Origin of the sequence: Pseudoalteromonas lipolytica (genome assembly GCF_900116435.1) — a bacterium.
Classification (GTDB): domain Bacteria; phylum Pseudomonadota; class Gammaproteobacteria; order Enterobacterales; family Alteromonadaceae; genus Pseudoalteromonas; species Pseudoalteromonas lipolytica.
The window spans coordinates 59736-77240 of the sequence record NZ_FPAZ01000003.1 but is presented as its reverse complement, the minus strand read 5'-3'; the positions used below and the strand labels follow the sequence as shown (position 1 = coordinate 77240).

14 protein-coding genes and 1 pseudogene are annotated in these 17505 nt (G+C 38.0%); 11 read left to right on the top strand and 4 right to left on the bottom strand.

All coding sequences use genetic code 11. From position 1 onward, the window contains the following. The first annotated feature begins 142 nt into the window (after positions 1-142). From BM378_RS03310 to BM378_RS03280, 7 genes and pseudogenes are all read left to right on the top strand, one after another. Positions 143-640, top strand: coding sequence for a zinc-ribbon domain containing protein (locus BM378_RS03310; protein ID WP_074988615.1), 498 nt, complete (start codon positions 143-145; stop codon positions 638-640). 424 nt (positions 641-1064) lie between these two features. Further along, positions 1065-1565 carry an SEFIR domain-containing protein gene (locus tag BM378_RS03305; RefSeq protein ID WP_074988614.1) on the top strand — a complete coding sequence of 167 codons (501 nt, stop codon included), beginning with the start codon at positions 1065-1067 and terminating at the stop codon, positions 1563-1565. A gap of 14 nt (positions 1566-1579) precedes the next feature. After that, positions 1580-3910, top strand: a complete 2331-nt coding sequence (locus BM378_RS03300; protein ID WP_074988613.1) for an NACHT domain-containing protein — start codon at positions 1580-1582, stop codon at positions 3908-3910. 183 nt (positions 3911-4093) lie between these two features. Then, on the top strand, positions 4094-4387 hold the full coding sequence (locus tag BM378_RS03295) for a helix-turn-helix domain-containing protein (protein WP_074988612.1): 294 nt from the start codon (positions 4094-4096) through the stop codon (positions 4385-4387). A 12-nt stretch (positions 4388-4399) separates the two neighbouring features. After that, positions 4400-5572, top strand: coding sequence for a HEPN domain-containing protein (locus tag BM378_RS03290; RefSeq protein WP_074988611.1), 1173 nt, complete (start codon positions 4400-4402; stop codon positions 5570-5572). Between the two features lie 64 nt (positions 5573-5636). Next, on the top strand, positions 5637-5858 hold the full coding sequence (locus BM378_RS20615) for a hypothetical protein (RefSeq protein WP_227006831.1): 222 nt from the start codon (positions 5637-5639) through the stop codon (positions 5856-5858). Between the two features lie 490 nt (positions 5859-6348). Further along, a pseudogene (locus BM378_RS03280) lies at positions 6349-6912 on the top strand (cytochrome b); the annotation flags it as partial. A gap of 369 nt (positions 6913-7281) precedes the next feature. On the opposite strand, the gene BM378_RS03275 reads toward BM378_RS03280, so the two are convergent. Beyond that, on the bottom strand, positions 7282-8661 hold the full coding sequence (locus BM378_RS03275) for an alpha-amylase family glycosyl hydrolase (RefSeq protein ID WP_074988610.1): 1380 nt from the start codon (positions 8659-8661) through the stop codon (positions 7282-7284). A gap of 272 nt (positions 8662-8933) precedes the next feature. Next, a complete protein-coding gene (locus BM378_RS03270) occupies positions 8934-9134 on the bottom strand; it encodes a hypothetical protein (RefSeq protein ID WP_074988609.1) in 201 nt (66 codons plus the stop codon). Between the two features lie 1004 nt (positions 9135-10138). Between BM378_RS03270 and BM378_RS03265 the strand changes: the two genes are divergently transcribed. The 4 genes from BM378_RS03265 (at position 10139) to BM378_RS03250 (ending at position 15471) form a co-directional block, all read left to right on the top strand. Continuing rightward, complete coding sequence (locus tag BM378_RS03265; protein ID WP_036969673.1) at positions 10139-12778, top strand: TonB-dependent receptor; 2640 nt, start codon at positions 10139-10141, stop codon at positions 12776-12778. Between the two features lie 77 nt (positions 12779-12855). After that, the gene (locus tag BM378_RS03260; protein WP_074988608.1) at positions 12856-14373 is read left to right on the top strand and encodes a glycoside hydrolase family 10-like protein; all 1518 of its coding nucleotides are present in this window, start codon (positions 12856-12858) and stop codon (positions 14371-14373) included. A gap of 62 nt (positions 14374-14435) precedes the next feature. After that, entirely contained in the window at positions 14436-15188 is a 753-nt protein-coding gene (locus BM378_RS03255; protein WP_083422864.1) for a hypothetical protein, read from the top strand. Positions 15189-15237: 49 nt separating this feature from the next. After that, positions 15238-15471 (top strand): hypothetical protein, encoded by a 234-nt coding sequence (locus BM378_RS03250; RefSeq protein WP_036969669.1) that lies wholly within the window; start codon positions 15238-15240, stop codon positions 15469-15471. Here BM378_RS03250 and BM378_RS03245 read toward each other — a convergent pair. Together BM378_RS03245 and BM378_RS03240 are read right to left on the bottom strand one after the other, a co-directional pair. Next, positions 15468-15848, bottom strand: coding sequence for a diacylglycerol kinase (locus tag BM378_RS03245; protein WP_065979768.1), 381 nt, complete (start codon positions 15846-15848; stop codon positions 15468-15470). The genes BM378_RS03250 and BM378_RS03245 overlap by 4 nt on opposite strands. A 20-nt stretch (positions 15849-15868) precedes the next feature. Further along, on the bottom strand, positions 15869-17494 hold the full coding sequence (locus BM378_RS03240) for a phosphoethanolamine transferase (protein ID WP_074988606.1): 1626 nt from the start codon (positions 17492-17494) through the stop codon (positions 15869-15871). Positions 17495-17505: the final 11 nt, after the last annotated feature.

The following is a 17505-nucleotide window of genomic DNA, read 5'->3' as shown; positions in this document are numbered from 1 at the left end:
ATCTAGGGTTATCAAAACCACTATACCGCTATAATTGAAAACGGTACTTTTGCGAAGCGTATCATAGAGCTAATGTTGATTAAGTTATCGGCTATGTGCTAAATGATAGACCTGATCCTACTTAATTAGCACTTCTAGGCTTATGACGAAGAAAGATAGCATTCCGAGCTATGTTACTCACCCAAGATATGGCGATCGCCCAGTTATATCATCAGATGAAGTGCCTGCATGCGCAATTGAAAGTGCACATTGGCGTTACTCAAGTCTTAATTACTTTGCTGAAACAGCGATTTTTGCAGACACTTCTAAGCAGAATTTTGCTATTTACCCCCGCAAGATTTATGTAGACATTGAAGAAATGTGTGACGTATGTTGCAGGCCTTTCATTTTCTTTGCACAAGAGCAGAAGCATTGGTTTGAAGAGCTGGGATTTTGGATCGACGCCCACTGCACAAGGTGTATTGAATGTAGAAAAAAAGATCAAGGCGTCCGATTTATGCATAAGCGATATCAAAAACTTATTACTTTAAAAGCAAGAACGCCACCCCAGAATAGGGAGCTCAAGCAAATAGCTATTGAGCTTTATAAGCTGGGGTATATACGAGATAAAAACAAGCTGAATATTGATATAGAAAGCTAACAATGTAAATCACTTGCTCCTAATTGCAGCGTCACACAACTCAGTGAGCCGCCCTTGATTACCTGTACTTTATGTATTTACTTATGCATTAATGAAAAGTACAAAACCTTCACGACCAAGCATTTGCTGTACTATTCCAAGAAATACTAAAACTATTTACTTTACCAGTCGCAGAAATCATAGCAAGTCAAGTCGAGCGCTATTCACTATACAAATCCTAAAGCGCCAAAGATGAAGACCCATTTATAGCGGGTTTACTGACCGGATGTCTATTAGTCAGTTTTTGAAGAAGTGAGAAAAAATTTACATATTAAAATTAAATTTGTAGGAAGTTACTGAATCTCAGATATTTTTTTACATGCTTGCTTTTAAACTGAATAAAAAAAATATATCCTGAACTGTATCTTAACTTCATGGAATTGAAATGAAAAAAATTTTTATATCTTACTCCTGGGATTCTCTGGAGCATAAAGAATGGGTTGCAAAACTAGCAGATGAGTTAGAAAAGTTTGAAGACTTTCACGTTTGTCTCGATCAATTTGATTTAGATAGCAAAATGGACAGACATTTATTTATGGAAAATGCTGTATATGAAAGTGATGTAGTAATCGTTATAAGCACTAAAGAATATGCTAGAAAAGCGAATGCTCGCACAGGTGGAGTAGGTGAAGAAACTTTCTTTAATACAGGTAAATTGTGGAGAGATTTTCCTTCAGAAAAAAGAGCTCATACGCTGAATATCTTACGTGAAAAAGAAGGAACACCTAGGTACCTTGAAAACTTCTTCCATATAGATTTCACTGATGATCTACAGTTTGAGGAAAAGTTATCTGATCTAATTCTCGAGATAAATGATAATACAAAAAGAGTTAGACCAGCGAAAACTAAAGGTCTATCAACAGCAAAAAAAAAAATTATAAGTTAACGAAAGCAGAGGATTTGATATCAATAGCTTTCTCAGCTAGAAAAACTTTAATATCTGAAAATCAAGGCACAGATTATAGCGGAAAGAACAGAATAAAATATGAGGTGTGGGAATCAAAAGCTATCGTGGATATAACCATAGTTATAATCCACCCAAATGCGAATATTGCCCAAACTCTTGAAAGAGCAGCTGATGAAATAAATTTTAAAAAAATAAATATTAGTCAACTATTAGTTTTGAGTGAAACGTCTAAAAGAGAGTCTCTAAAAAGTTACTTAATTAATAAAAATCGTGAACGTTACGGCAGTATGCAGTGCAAAGAGATTACGTTTTCTGAATTTATTTGGGATAGTTGTATTAATAATGACTTTCAATCAGATGAAGACCTACCCGTTGTAAACCATTACACAGATCAAGAGCTAAAAGATACAGAAGGAACTTACCCTTCAGCTTTAGTTGAATTATCAAAAGCATTATCTTCAAATAGTTACTTTAGTATTTTTCTTCTTGTGGGTGATGGTGGCAATGGTAAAAGCTCTTTGTGCTATTCACTTTACTCAGAACTTAAGCAACAGAATAATATCGTTCCTTTTTTGATTAGCTCAGAGGCTATTACAAGTTTTGTTGAAGAAACTAAATATACTCCCGATAGTATTACATCTATTTTCGACTTATATGAAATTCAAGCTAGGTGTGATGAACAAGCAAACATTCTTGATAGGAAGAGGTTTGAAATATCACTTTGTGCAGGAAGTATTGTAATAATAATAGATGGTTTAGATGAATTTCCGTCTATTTTTGGTGATAAATTTGACACAATAAAGCTACTTCAGTCAATAAACGAATCTCATGCTCAGCTAGGAAAGAGTAGAGTGTTAATAACATCTAGAGATACAAAACTGTTCACTGACGACTCATTCCATGATTTAGATATAAAACGATATGAGCTCCTGGGTTTTAAAGAGCGTGACTGTAAAAAATATATAAGAAAACGGTTTAGAGATGAAAGTAATTTAGATAAAACTATTGATACAATATTAGATGTATTTAAAGATAATGACTTCAAATCGAAAGATAGAGTAATACCATTCATTCTTTTGAGTATTTGCAATATATATGAAAAAAGTGATAACACAGATAAATTCAAAGAGTCAGTATCATCCAAGGCATTACCTTTTTTATGCTTGAATACTCTAACGGATAATATAATTTATGCTATTTTCAAAAGAGAAGAGCAACGTCAAAAAGTTCCAATACCTGCGCTAGAGATGCTCTACTTTTTCGCAGAGTTTTCTGCTAGATTTGGCCCAAGCTGGCCGATAGTCGAAGTTGAGTCTGAGCTTAAGTTGTATTATGACGAAAAAGCAGAATCTATATTAAAAGCCTTTCGCTTGAATGATTTAATAAAATTTAGTAATAATGTTCTGACATTAAAATACGATTTTACTTTGTCTTATTTTAAATCGCTCTATTATATGGATCTTTTCTATAACTTTAAGTATGTAAATGAATGTATAACTGCATTGGCAAGGATTAGAGTTAAGTCTAAAGAGGTATCCGATTTATTTAAGTTTATTAATAATTCTGAAAAGGAAGTACTTGACTGCATCCTACCAATTGTAAACGCATTAAAGGCTGAACCACAAAGCTCAGATAAAAAGCTAAAACAAAAGATAATGGCATCTATTGAAAATATTTTCTCTATGACACTTTTAGATAAAGGGATTAAAGATAAAGAAAATGCAACTGAATTACTAAAGTCTTTCTTTTCAAATAAACAAAGAAATACTATTGATAATTGCTATATAAAAGGTGATATTCCTCCGTTGGATTTTTCAGGGTTGACTATAATAAATAGTAGATTCAGTAGTATGCAAAGGTTTCTTCAATCTAACTTTATAAATTCTAGCTTTATGTATACAGAGTTCAACCAGTGCAATAATCCACTCATAAATGACAAAAATATATTAGATGCTGAAATTGACAAAAATACTTGCGTATTGGGTGACTTAGTTGATGCGATTAACTCCAAAATAAAATTGAATGAAAATGATTATCTTCACCTAGAAAGTGAAGCAAAGAAGTTTTTATCTAGTTTTAGAAAAGGTCTAGGATTTAAAGATGTTAAAATAGACTATATAAAGTTTTCTACATCAGTTGATGGCTTGTCTAAGACTAATTTCGATAAATTACGAAGAGAAGGTTTTATCAGTATTAAATATGAAAAAGAGAATGAAAAATTTTATATAATTGATCCAAGTTTCAAAGATAGTGTTCAAAGCTTCATGACTAATAATCAACCTGATCATATGATCGATAGGTTTCTAGATTTTGTGGGGACTTAAATAGTTTAAATTTGAAAGCTATAGTTAAATAACAAATACTAATAGTTTTTAAAAAGCTCTAGCAGTGCTTTGACTGTACCCCGATTAACATGTGATAAACTGAAAACTAAAATATCCTTAGTACACTTATGTAGTCGATATTAAGAGAATCTTAGCATAATATAATTTATTGCTAAGGTTCTCATGGAAACTCCAACATCTTCACGCCTAAAATCTGCAAGAAAAGCAGCTTGTCTTACTCAGCAACAGTTAGGTATGGCATTAGGAATGGAGCCAAACACGGCAAGTGCTCGCATGAACCAATACGAAAAGGGCAAACACGCTTCTGATTTTTTAACCATGAAACGCATTGCTAAAGAGTTAGATGTGCCAGTTGCTTACTTTTATTGTGAAGAAGATATTCTCGCTGAACTTATTTTGGAGTTGGGTAAGTTAGATACCCTTCAACTAGAGCGAAAGTTACAAGAATTCAAGTAAGGAAAGTGATCTATGAACACACAGCAACAGAATGCGTTAGTTAATTTAAACGAGATGGATTTAAGTACAAGTGCTAACGATCCAAATTGCTGTAATGATTTAAAAGTCGCAGCTAAGGTATTTGAGACTGAATTTCCTAGTTTGAGCCAACAAGAGATTGAATATGTTATCCATCAGACCTTAGTGCAATGTAGGGGAAAGAGCACTTTTGAGCATGAGAATAGGGTCAAATATGCAGGTAAATTAAAAAGGCTGGTTAACACTGCGCTACAGCGCTTCCAATCTGAATCTCCTCAATTTGCATTAATACCAATTCATTCAGCGTTTGGTGATTACAAGCCGGACTCAGAGTTAGTTAAAGTAATTAGCACGGACATATACCCAGAACTTATTGAAGACTATTTTGAGAAAAACCGAATTAACAAGTTTTTAGTTATTCCAAACTTTCATCGACTTGGGGTAGATAAGTTCGCTGATTGGCACAAGCTCTCATTAACATGTTTCAAAGGACTGATAAGAATATTTGCTATAAATATGAATCATCCTGGTTTCAAGCAGGTTATTTTTGAAAACTTGCATGAAGCAGGGTTGGGAACACGAAATAATAATTCATTTATTGTTACGTCAAGGGAAGTGTTACCGTGTTTCGATTTCAGCTGTAACTTGTCTGGAATTCCTTTTTTGGTAAATGAAATTGAGGATCATAACTTTTCACAAATTATCGAGTCGCTCACTTCACAGCAGTTTTCTAAAGGAACTATCGGGTTACGTGCTGCCATAGCATTAATACACTTTAATGAAGCTGTAGAAAGCTCTAACAAGTTAACTAAGGTAATCAGTTTGTGTTCTGCAATAGAAACAATGTGTGGCGCTTTTATAAAGACGGAAGAATGTGAGACATGTAAATCTATTAAATTTAGTGAAAAGCTGTATGAATTTTTAGACAATATTGTTTTCAAGGGTTACGGAATCAAAATTTTAAATGATGAGGCCGCAAAGAAGACCTTTAAGGAAATATACAGTTTAAGATCTAAAATTGTACATGGCTCTATTGATAGCAACCAACTTTCTAATCTTGATGATCAATTTAAACAAGCATTAAAGTTTGTTTCCAAAACTCTATTTGTGCTGTTAGCTAGGCTTTGTACAACAGGCTTTGAGAAAAAAGTTAAGAATAAACGATAAAAGTTTGACTGACAGTAAAAGCTAATCTTAACCTAAACTAAGATTTTCTTAGTTTAGGTTGGCGATGCATTTTTTAGTTCAAACAAAACCTTATCCTGATGAGGCGCTTGAAAGCTATTTACTCAGACTTGCAAGGAATAACTCATACGATGGCTATAGTGAGCTTGCTGATATTTTATGGCAATGGCTTGCAGAGCAAGATCATGAGCTCGAAGGTGCATTGCCGTTAGAGCTAAACAAGGTCGATGTTTATCATGCTAGGCAAGCGAGCAGCTTTAGAATATGAGCACTTAAGTTAGCAGCTCAATTAGCAAATACAAACAATGCTAATGTTCTTACGCTTACATGGCGGCGCAATAACTTTAAATTTGGCAACCTAGCAGCAGCGAGCCGAAATGAACTGACAATTCCTCTTGAGCTACTTAGTACTTATAACATATCTGTATGCATTGAATGCTTGTTTGAATCGTCCCCTTTGTTTGCTTCAACCTCAGTTGTTTATAGCTCTTAAACGCACGCTATTTTTTAAAACGGTCACTTAAGGTTATCGTTTTTATCCTCGATATTTAATTTTAATAACATACATAAGTTTATTTTAAGTTTAATAAATTACAGTTAAGTGCAAGCAAAGTAGTAAGCAAGAAAGTAGTAAACAAGAAAGTTAAAAGTAACTCATTTTATGTTTTAGAACATGAAAACAAGGATGAGTATACGCTAGGCTAATTCTGCACATTTATTACGCATAAAAAGAGCACTTATCTGAATGCGTTTTTTACAAAAGAGGCATTATGAATTTTAAAAATACAACAACTCATTACAATACACTCTCTATTGCCTTGCACTGGCTAATGTTTATATTAATTGTCACTGTTTTTGGCAGTATTGAGCTACGTGAGTTATTTGAAAAAGGCACAGAAACCCGTGATGCCTTTAAAATGTGGCATTTTATGTTGGGTTTATCGGTTTTAGTTTTAGTGTGTGTGAGGGTAATTGTGCGCTTGGCGAGTGGCTCGTTACCTGCTATTCAGCCTGAGCCTGCAAAGTGGCAAAGTACACTTGCTAAATGTGTACACGTTTTGCTGTATGTCTTTATGTTTACTATGCCGATAGCGGGTTGGTTAATCTTGAGTATGGCAGGTAAACCTGTGCCATTTTTTGGTGTAGAGCTCCCCCCATTGGCAAGTGAAAACAAAGAGCTTGGTAAAACCATTAAAGAAATACACGAAACAGCAGGTGAGGTTGGGTATTACTTAATAGGCTTACATGCTGCGGCTGCATTATTTCACCATTACGTTTTGGCAGATAACACTTTTAAACGTATGTTGTTTTCTAAAAAATAAACACATTACAAAAGCCAAAATGGTGGAGCTTTAAGGTCTGGTATCACAATTATCAAGGTCTGTTCATGCGTGTGAGCTTAATGTAACGACGCAATAAGTCGTTTAAGTCGCCCGTTGGTTCGCTCTACATTGCTAACGTTTACAAATTATAGTTGGCGTTTTTAGTCACTTTATCGTTGATTTTATTGCGAAACCGCTGTGCTTTTAATTTGTTTTTAGCACGGCTAAATCAGCGATGCATAACAGCCAAGGCATAACAGAAGCTATGACAACCAAGTTTTAAAGAGCGAAACTTATTTTATCAACACCCTGTTTTTGAGCCTTAAAACAGCCCTCTTAATTAAGAGAGCTGTTATGTACCTAAGGTCGTTATTTTTCGAACACCTTAAACCCCCAAGCGGGCAAACTTAACGTTGTGTCGTTGGTAAAGTTAACCGTTTTCCCCGATAGCGCCTCTTTATATTCACCGATAAATAATGGTTCTTTAAAGTTCACTGTTTGCGGTTCTTTGGATAGGTTAAACACTGCAAAGACTTTTTCATCGCCTTTTGCGCGTACAAAGCTAAGAACATGTTTTGGAGCCGTGTTTGGTACGTGTACCATACGCCCACCAAATTGGCCATTCCACAGCGCTTCGTTACGATGTTTGAGTGCAAATAGTGATTTATATAAATCACCGATTGGGTGGGGTTGCCACTTAATCGGATCGCGTTCAAAAAAGGCGAGTCGTCTATCGTTTCCTGCTTCTTGTCCGTTATAAATCATTGGGAAACCTTCACCTACGACCGATAACGTAATGACCGCTTCAAGTGCGTCACCGTAGGTTTCAAACATAGTCCCTTCCCATGCATTCGAGTCGTGATTGGCAACCCCTACAAGCCTATAAGCCTCTACAGGGAATGCGCTTTCGTTCCAAGAATAGTAAACAAACAGAGCGCTCACATCGGCATGGCCATTAACTATTTTGTGCATGTGTTCTGACCATGACCACGCATAGGTCATATCAAAGGCTTCAGCGTGTAAATCACGAGATTCCCATTCTGCTAGCATTAATACGGGTTTTATTTCATCGAGTTCGCGACGTACATTATTCCAAAAATCAACGGGAACGAAACCGGCTACGTCACAACGATAGCCATCTACACCGACTTCTTTTACCCAGAACTTCATAGACTCTGTCATGTATTCACGCAGCGCAGGTTTTGAGTAATCGAAGTCGATTATGTCAGACCAATCCCACCAAGGCGTTGGTCTAAATTGTCCTTGGTAGTCACGCTCGTACCAATCAGGGTGCTCATAGCGCAGCCAGTTATCCCATGCACTGTGATTCGCCACCCAATCTAAAATAACGTACATGCCCATGTTATGCGCTTCACTTACAAAGGTTTTTAAGTCATCAAGGGTGCCCAGTTCAGGGTTTACTTTTCTGTAGTCTTTGACTGAATATGGGCTGCCGAGAGTGCCTTTACGGTTTTCTTCGCCAATTGGGTGTACGGGCATTAACCAGATTATGTCGACACCTAACTCTTTTAAACGAGGTAACTGCTTTTTAGCTGCGTTAAAGGTGCCTTCGGGCGTAAATTGACGGGTGTTTAGTTGATACATTACCGCATTTTTTGACCAGTCGGGGTGAGTGATCTTTACATAGGGCTTTGGCTCGTAAACATGGGATGTTGACGTGGTTTGCGTACAGGCAGTGAGCACACACAGTGTGAGTATTAGTAAACTTTTTTGCAGAAATGAATTCATGTGATTCCTTAAACACAGTTGAATAACAGCATGTGATTAAAATATATACTTCAAATCGCGGTGCAACAATAAAGTGCATACGTATTCACTTTTAATTTACATAATCGATTAAGTGATATATTTGCTGTGTATTCGTAGTTATTTTTTGATGTTTTCTGGAATGGTTAAGTTTATTTAGGAGTGCTTTTATCAATAAACAATACGGGTAGTATCAATAAATAAAACGGCTAGCTAACATTAAGCACTGCTAGCCGTTATGTGATCTTGGGAAATTAAGCAGAGATGAAAAATGCAGATTTATTGGGATCCCAGTTGACGAGCTGTTTGATTTCAAGCTCTTTCATAATGGTTAATAATTCAAACTCGCTCAGGTAGCAATCTTGTTTGAGTTTTTCCAGTGAAATTTCTTTGTTACGGCTACGAAGTTTAGAGGCCAACATAATACGGTAAATTAATTTTGATTTACGGCTCATAACATTCTCCCTCCTTATTTTTTTATGCAATGACACTGCTTATTGAGAGTCTTTTACTGTTTTGGATTAAAGCATGGGTTGAATGACTATGGCTCATCATTTTTATCTCGTCAATTTATGTCTAAATGTTAATGCGTCAGTGGTAAAAAACATTCAAAAACCTGTTTTATATTCGCAAAATAATGCATTGAAAAATAAGCTGTTATTTATCTAAAAACAGTAATAGGTAGGCTGCATATTTAATTGAATTAACTAATGACCTTAGTATCTCATTGTTTTAGTTTGATTTTTTACTAAAAGATTTGTTCAATGCGTTTTGTGTATTTAATGGCTATGTGTTTAGTGAATGGCATACAGAGTAAGCTAGCAAGCGTTTTAAAAGAGGCGGTTGCAACTATGTTATCGGGCACTTTTTAAGGCTGATAAAACGCTTTTTGTAATCGAACAAAAAGTTAAAGTTTATGTTTAGGTATTTATACATTACGGCGAGCACAGAGAGCGAAAGCCGATAAGTGCCGAAGTAAAGTGCCGGTACTATGGTGACAACGGCCCTTGCAATCAGTTTTCTGGGCACTGTATTCACCTAGTTATGAGTTAAACATACTCTTTTAGGAGGTGTGAATACCTATTGTCTCATCAGCACTTTTTGGTTACCCAATAACAGCAACCCGAGCGTGAATTTCTCTGTTTTAGGCGTTATAAAGGCGTATTCATCAGGGGGTGTTAAGCGATATAGCCTTTTCTCGTTTTCTATAACGTTGATTAATGGATAAAAAATAATGTGGCAAAAATTCAGCTAAACACTTTTAGTCCCTTTTATAGAATTTTATATTTTTAAAAAAATAAATATAAAGAATAAAATATCTTGATTTTAAAGTTTATTACGAATATTGTAGCCGCAATGTAACAATAAAGTTGTTACCGTTTGTTGTTCTAAAGAGCATTTATGTAGTTTGTAGTCACAAAATCTCTCACTTTATAAAAAACGATAGGGTTACAGTTTCATGAATAAAAAATTCTCTGCGTTAGCTATTTGTATTAAAAAAGCGCTCGTTCCATCACTTGTTTTAGGGGCTTCAGCATCGGTTTTCGCAGCCGATGAACAAGCTGATAAAAAGAAAGTCACCAAAGAAGACATTGAACAAATAGAAGTTCGTGGGTATGCGGCTTCCGTTGAAAAAAGTATCAATATGAAGCGCTTTTCAAATAGCGTAGTTGATGCTGTGTCTGCAGAAGACATCGGTAAGTTTCCAGATCAAACGGTCGCAGACGCACTTCAGCGTATTCCAGGTGTTCAGGTTGAAAAAGACTTGGGTGGCGAAAGCGACAGAGTAAGTATCCGTGGTACTGCACCTCATTTAAATATTACGTTGTTGAACGGGCAAAACGTGGCATCAGCGACAGCTTCAGCCTCAATTACGCGCCCATCACGAGGTTTTAACTATTCGTTATTACCTGCAGAGCTTGTTGATACGCTTGAAGTATATAAATCGGCTGAAGCTGACATTGACGAAGGCTCAATTGGGGGAACCGTTGTTGTTAAAACACGTAAACCGTTGGATAGCGAGGCAAATTATGCCGCGTTATCAGTAAAGGCGTTCCATTTTGAAAATGCTGATGAAACAAAACCGTATTTATCGGGTTTATACTCGTGGAAAAATGAAGCACAAGACTTTGGCTTCAATGTGGGTTTTATTCACAAAGAAACAGCGACGCAACGTGACAGTAAAGAAGTACGTTTTGGCTACCGTAGTACTGATGCAAACCAAGACGGCAATGCTGAGTTTTATCCGGGTGCTGTGGGTTACAACCGTTATGCAAGTGACAGTGATTTAGACACCGCAACCGTGACGCTGCAATATGCTGCAAATGATAATCTGGATTTTGTATTTAACAATTTATATTCATCGTCGGAGCACAAGTCGTTTGGCACTTACTCCAGTGGTTTTATTTTACAAAACATCAGTAATGTAGAAAATCCTGTTATTGTTGATGGTACGTTAGTGGCGGGTGATTTACCGGCTCATAATAATTTAGGTTATTACGGTAATGCAGGTTACGAGGGTGAATTTAAGACTCAAGCGCATGATTTAAAAGTAACTTACAAAGCTGATAATTACACCGTAACGGGGCAATTAGGTTACAGCAAAGCGGATGGTGAGGTCAGCGATGTGTATTCAGAATATTATGCTAATACAGATGCCTCATTTACACTTGAAAATGGTACACCCGATGTCACTTTATCAGCGGACTTAAGTCCACAAGATTACCGCTTAGACTATAACCATAAAAACGATATTTTTAATGACTCAAAAGAAATTTATGGTCAATTAGACGTTGAATATTTACTTGATGGTGGTTTTTTTACCGCTATCAAAGCGGGTGTTAAGTACAGAGAGCACTCAAAAGCAGCTAGTTTAATGAAAGCTAATTACCCTAAAGTGTCAGCAGATGGTGAAACTTATCACTTGGGTATGTTTGCAAGCGACTCGGCCTCTGACTTTATGGGCGAGGGGGCAAATGCAATTTTATGGCAGTTTGATAACGCTAAGTACGCCGATTGGATTTCATCAACCACGCCGACTAGTGGCCCATACGAGCACTTAGATTACACCTTTGATTTAGAAGAGACCGTGACCGCTGGATATGTAAAGGCTGTGTTCGATTACAATAAATGGCGTGGTAACATGGGTGTTCGAGCGGTGAAAACTGAGCTTGATTCGCGTTCAGTTGAGTACACAGGTCGCAGCTTTGCACCTGAAAATATCCAAGATGTCGAAAGCACAAATAGTTACGATGACTTTTTACCAAGTGTAAATATTAATTATGATTTAGCCGATGATGTTGTTGTGCGTTTTGCTGCAGCAAAAGTGATGTCTCGCCCTGATTATGACTTTTTATCTGCACGCAAAAGTGGTTACTGTGCAGCTGCCACAGGGTGTAAAGGCACCGAAGGGAATCCTTATTTAAAACCATATCGTGCGACTCAATATGACCTTTCGGCAGAGTGGTACTTTAATGAATCGTCAATTCTATCATTTGCTTACTTCTACAAAGATATCGACTCGTATATTACCAATGCGACTGTTGAAAAACAGTGGACATGGACAGACCCAGATACCGGTATTGAAGAAGTGCGTGATTTCTTAGTGACGCAGCCACAAAATGGTTTAGGTGGCGAAAATGCGGGCTTCGAAGTGAACTATACTCAAAAACTACCGTATGGTTTTGGTATTCAAACAAACTATACCTATTCTGATGCTGAGCTTGAGCAAACCGCTGAGCAAAAAGAAGCAGGTGAAGAAGCCGTATTACCAAATAACTCTGAAGATACGTTTAATGCCACGGTTTATTACGAAAACAGCGCATTCTCTGCACGTGTTTCATACACTTATCGCTCTGAGTACTTCTACACAAACTACTTAGGTTTAAACCAGTATAAAGATGGCTTTGGTCAATATGATTTGAACATGAGTTACAACGTGACAGAAAACCTTAATCTTATTTTCCAAGCGATTAACCTCACAAACGAAGAGCAAAAAGCGACGTCGGGTAACAGCACCGGTATGCCTGATAACAATCGTCCGTTGGCTATTCATGACTACGGTCGCCGTTTCTTACTGGGCGCACAAATGAAATTCTAATCAGATTGATTCGACGTTTACTCATTTAATTAAGGCACAGCATATTTATGCTGTGCCTTTTTAATAATAGGTTAGCTATGCATTTTAAAAATTTACTTATCTTGTTGATGTTTTCTGGTTTGATTGGATGTAGCTTTTTGCCCAGTTCTGAGCCCAGTAGTGCTGAAAAGCAGATGCTTGGCAAAATTCACCAACAGGTCGTCGCGCGAGAATTTCGCGCAGCGTGGGTTGCGACAGTGGCCAATATAAATTGGCCCCTGGAGCCGGGATTACCTGTTGCAGAGCAAAAAGAGCACGCAATTAGAATACTGGATACGCTGCAACAACATAATTTTAATACGGTGATTTTTCAGGTGAGGCCCCAAGCTGATGCCCTTTATCAAAGTAGTTATGAGCCGTGGTCTTACTATTTAACGAAAGAGCAGGGAAAAGCCCCAGAGCCTTATTATGATCCCTTACAATTTTGGATAGAAAACGCGCATAAACGTGGCTTAAAGCTTCACGCATGGATCAATCCATATCGAGCACATCATCATGTAGGGGGGCCGCTATCGTCGCAGTCGGTCGTGAATACCCAGCCTGATAAGGTGGTTAAATTAAAAAATGGTACTTTTTGGTTTTTGCCGACAGATAAAGATGTGGTCACTCATACATTAAATACATTAACAGAGCTGGTAACGCGCTATGATTTAGATGGCATTCATTATGATGATTACTTTTACCCGTATCCATCGTATAACGAAGGAGACGATTTTCCAGATGCTGAGCAATATCAGGCATATATTCAAGCAGGTGGGACGCTTAGTGTGCCAGACTGGCGACGCAATGCGGTGAACACATTTGTGCAGCGTCTTTACAGTACGGTGAAAGAAATTAAACCACATGTGTTAGTCGGGATCAGCCCATTCGGTATATACAGACCAACACAGCCGAGTACCATTCGTGGCATGGATCAGTACGAAACGCTTTTTGCAGATGCCAAGTTATGGCTAAACGAAGGGTGGTTAGATTACTTTTCACCTCAGCTTTATTGGCCAATAAACCAATACGCACAAAGCTACCCGCTCTTATTAAGCTGGTGGCAGTCACAAAACACGCAAGGTCGTCATTTATGGCCGGGTATTAATGCGCTGCGATCATTCGACGAAGCAGGTGTTAATGAAGTGGTTAATCAAATAATGATCAACCGTGGATTTTTGACTGCATCGCCAGGGACCGTTTTTTGGAATGTTGCCGCACTAGATGGGAGCCAATTAATGCGTGACGTCATTGCAGATGGCGTATTTCAGCATCAAGCTTTAATTCCTGAAACGCCTTGGATAGACATGCCCGCTCTATCACCGTTTAAACTTGAGTATCAACAACAGGCTGAATCTATAGTGTTACGCTGGCAACATACAACCCCCGAACACGTCGCACACAGCTTAGTGTACACGCAATATGGTGATGATTGGCACTATCAAATTTACACGCCTGATGTTAATTGGCTTAAGGTCAATAAAACAAAAGAGGGGCAGTCGCTCAATGCTGTAAAAGTGATTGCGGTGGATAGGCTAGGAAATCAAAGCCCTGCCACAGAAATCGCCTTTAAGTAGAGCCTGTACGCAGTATCCCTTTATCTGTTACGCTTATGAAAATCAATAAAGTAGGCATCAGAGTGAACGCAATTAAGGTATTTGCAGTATTGCTGCTGGGATGTATTTTTTCGACAAAAAATATGGCCGCAACTCAACATATAAATCTTGTTAAGCCAGTGGTTGCGGCATTTAAAGCGGGTGATAAAGACACCATCGCAGAGCGTGTTCATTATCCGCTAAAGCGTAAAGCCCCCTTAGAAGCTATTAAAAACAAGCACATGCTGATAGCGCGCTTTGATGAGGTTTTTGATAAAGCGTTCGTTGAAAAAATCACGACCTCCAATATTCGCCACGATTGGCAAATGATGGGCTGGCGAGGCATTATGTTTGACTCGGGTAAATTGTGGCTTGATTTTGATGGTTCAATTTGGGCTGTTCCCTATGAATCAGAAGCAGAAAAAACACGGCGTGAAGCGCTTATTGCAAAGCAAAAACAACGCCTGCATGAAAGTCTTCGCGAATTTACACAGCCGATACTAACTTGGAAGACAAAAAAGCATTTAATACGTATTGATGAATTGGCAGAAAACCAATACCGCTATGCAGCATGGGACATCACGCAAACAATGGCGGATGAACCACGCATTGTGATAACAGGGGGCACGTTAAGCTTTGATGGCAGTGGCGGTAACCATTTTTATACGTTTATGAATAACGGCTACCGCTATGTGTGTCATGTTATTGTGCTAGGTAATGAGCAATCACCAGCGGGGCAATTAGAAGTGTTTAAAAATGGTGTACAGGTTTTGTCTGAGCCTGCTTTGGATTTTTAGGTGTTTTTGCTTATTTTGCACTACGCTTACTCTTTTAAAGGAGTAAGTTATGAGTACAAAATTTTGGGTTTTAAGAGCCATTAGAGTTTTCACGCTGGTGGCTATTTTATTATTTATGGTAGAAATCCTTAAAGGTCACGACACACAAAGTGCATTAAGTTTTGCGCTACTTTGGTCATTTATTGCAACGGCAATTTTTATCGCAACCCGTTTATATCACTCATCAAAAGGGCGACATTGTGCATTGTGTAATGACACCCCAGATGATAAAAAAGCGAATTAACCTAGGTTGCTAACAAATACACCGCCCCATACCAGCGCACAAATCGTAAGAGCAATAAGCACAGCTGCTGACCCCAAGTCTTTGGCTAGGCCTGATAACGGATGAATTTCAAGGCCTATGCGGTCTATTGCAGCTTCAATTGCCGTATTGACCACTTCAGCAAACATCACAAATAACACAGAGACAAGCAGCATGATTTTCTCATACAGGGTAATTTGCCAGACAAAAACCACGGCTATGGCAAGGACTAAAAGTATCAGCTCTTGTTTAAAAGCAGACTCATGCTTTGCTAACCACGTGAATGCACGTTGGGAATTTTTAAATGCTAGGCGAATACGTTTAATGCCTATAGGTTTGTTAGTGCTATCAAATTGCATCGTATGAAATCTCTATTTCGTTAGCTTTGTTTTGAGCAAGCATAGAAAATGTCTTGCTCAGGGTTATATTTAATACTTCCGACATGAGTTAAGCCAAGTAGGGTGTCAAATATGTTATCGTGCGAAAAAACATGGTTACGCTGTTGCTCAATACATTGGTTAAAGCGGCTATCGGCTAGTTTATTACTCCAAAACAGCATAGGCACTTGGGTTTGCTCTTTAGGCGCTAATGCATAGGGAAAACCGTGCAAATACAAACCTTTTTCACCTAACGACTCACCATGATCAGAGACATATAACAGTGATTTATCATCCGCCTTACTGTCTCTAAGCAAGTTGATTAGTTTACTCAGCACTAAGTCGGTATAAGCAATGGTATTGTCATAGGTGTTTGTGAGTTGCTCGCTGCTACAATTTTGGATATCGCTACGTGGGCAGTCAGGCAAAAATTTAGTCGCTTTTTCTGGATAGCGGCGATAGTAGGTTGGCCCATGCGAGCCAATCATGTGTAGCACGACTAGTTGGTGCGTCGCATGACTCTTGGCAAGTGTTGCAGCTAACTCTTCAACGAGTACTTCATCAAAACAGTAATGGCCATCACACTGTGTATTTATTTTATTTGGTTCGATAGTCTTAGACTTAACGCGAACACAAACGCCTTTACAGCTGCTGTTATTGTCAATCCAAGTGACTTCAACACCACTTCGCTGGATAAGATCAAGCACATTTTCTTGGCTCTGCGCAAGTCGGGAATCGTATTCATTTCTATCTAAACGCGAGAACATACAAGGCACAGAAATCGCTGTTGCGGTGCCACATGAGCTGACATGGCTGAAGTATTTCACACCGAGTTTTGGTGTATATGGATTCGTTTGCTTGCCATAACCTTGCAGTGAGAAATTGGCTGCTCTGGCTGTTTCGCCAACCACCATAATGGTGAGCGAGCTTTGCTGCTTAGCCAATAAATGCGGTGTTTTATCTAATACTTTAAATGGTAAAGGCGGGTAAAAATAATTATCGCGCAAGTACTTATAACTTGCGGTGTAAAATGCAAAGGGAGTTATGTAACTTGTTAGCTGGCGGTTATTACGCCCTACAGAGGCATAATCTTTATAAAATGGCACAGCAATAACGGCTACAGCAATAAACGCTGTGACGTTGAGAAACGCAAAGCTTTTTAGGCGAACACGAAAGTTTCCGACAATTTTAAAGCGAGAAAACAAATAGGCTGGGAGCACCCCAAGCACACCAATAAAAGCGATGACTTGTACATTTAGGTATGAAAATGCCTCACCTGAATTTGTTTCTAAGACATTTTGCAACATGCTTTTATCAAAGATAACACCGTAATTTAAGGTTGCATAAAACAACAGCGACGAAACTACGATGCTTGTTAAAAGCACGGGTTTTACAAAGGTGATTAACGATAACCAACTCAATACCATTGCCGTCAGTGCTAATAAGAAAAAAGGTACGCTTGCTATAAATAACCAATTGATATGTTCAGGTTTGCTGGCAGCTTCAAGCATGTTAAATAAAAACAGGCCATTAAATGCTATAACCAAGTAAAACGACACCAGCCAGACAAATTGGCTGTAGCTAACGTGCCATTTTTTAGTAAGGAGTTGTTTAATTTGCATGCTCATAATCATTCCTC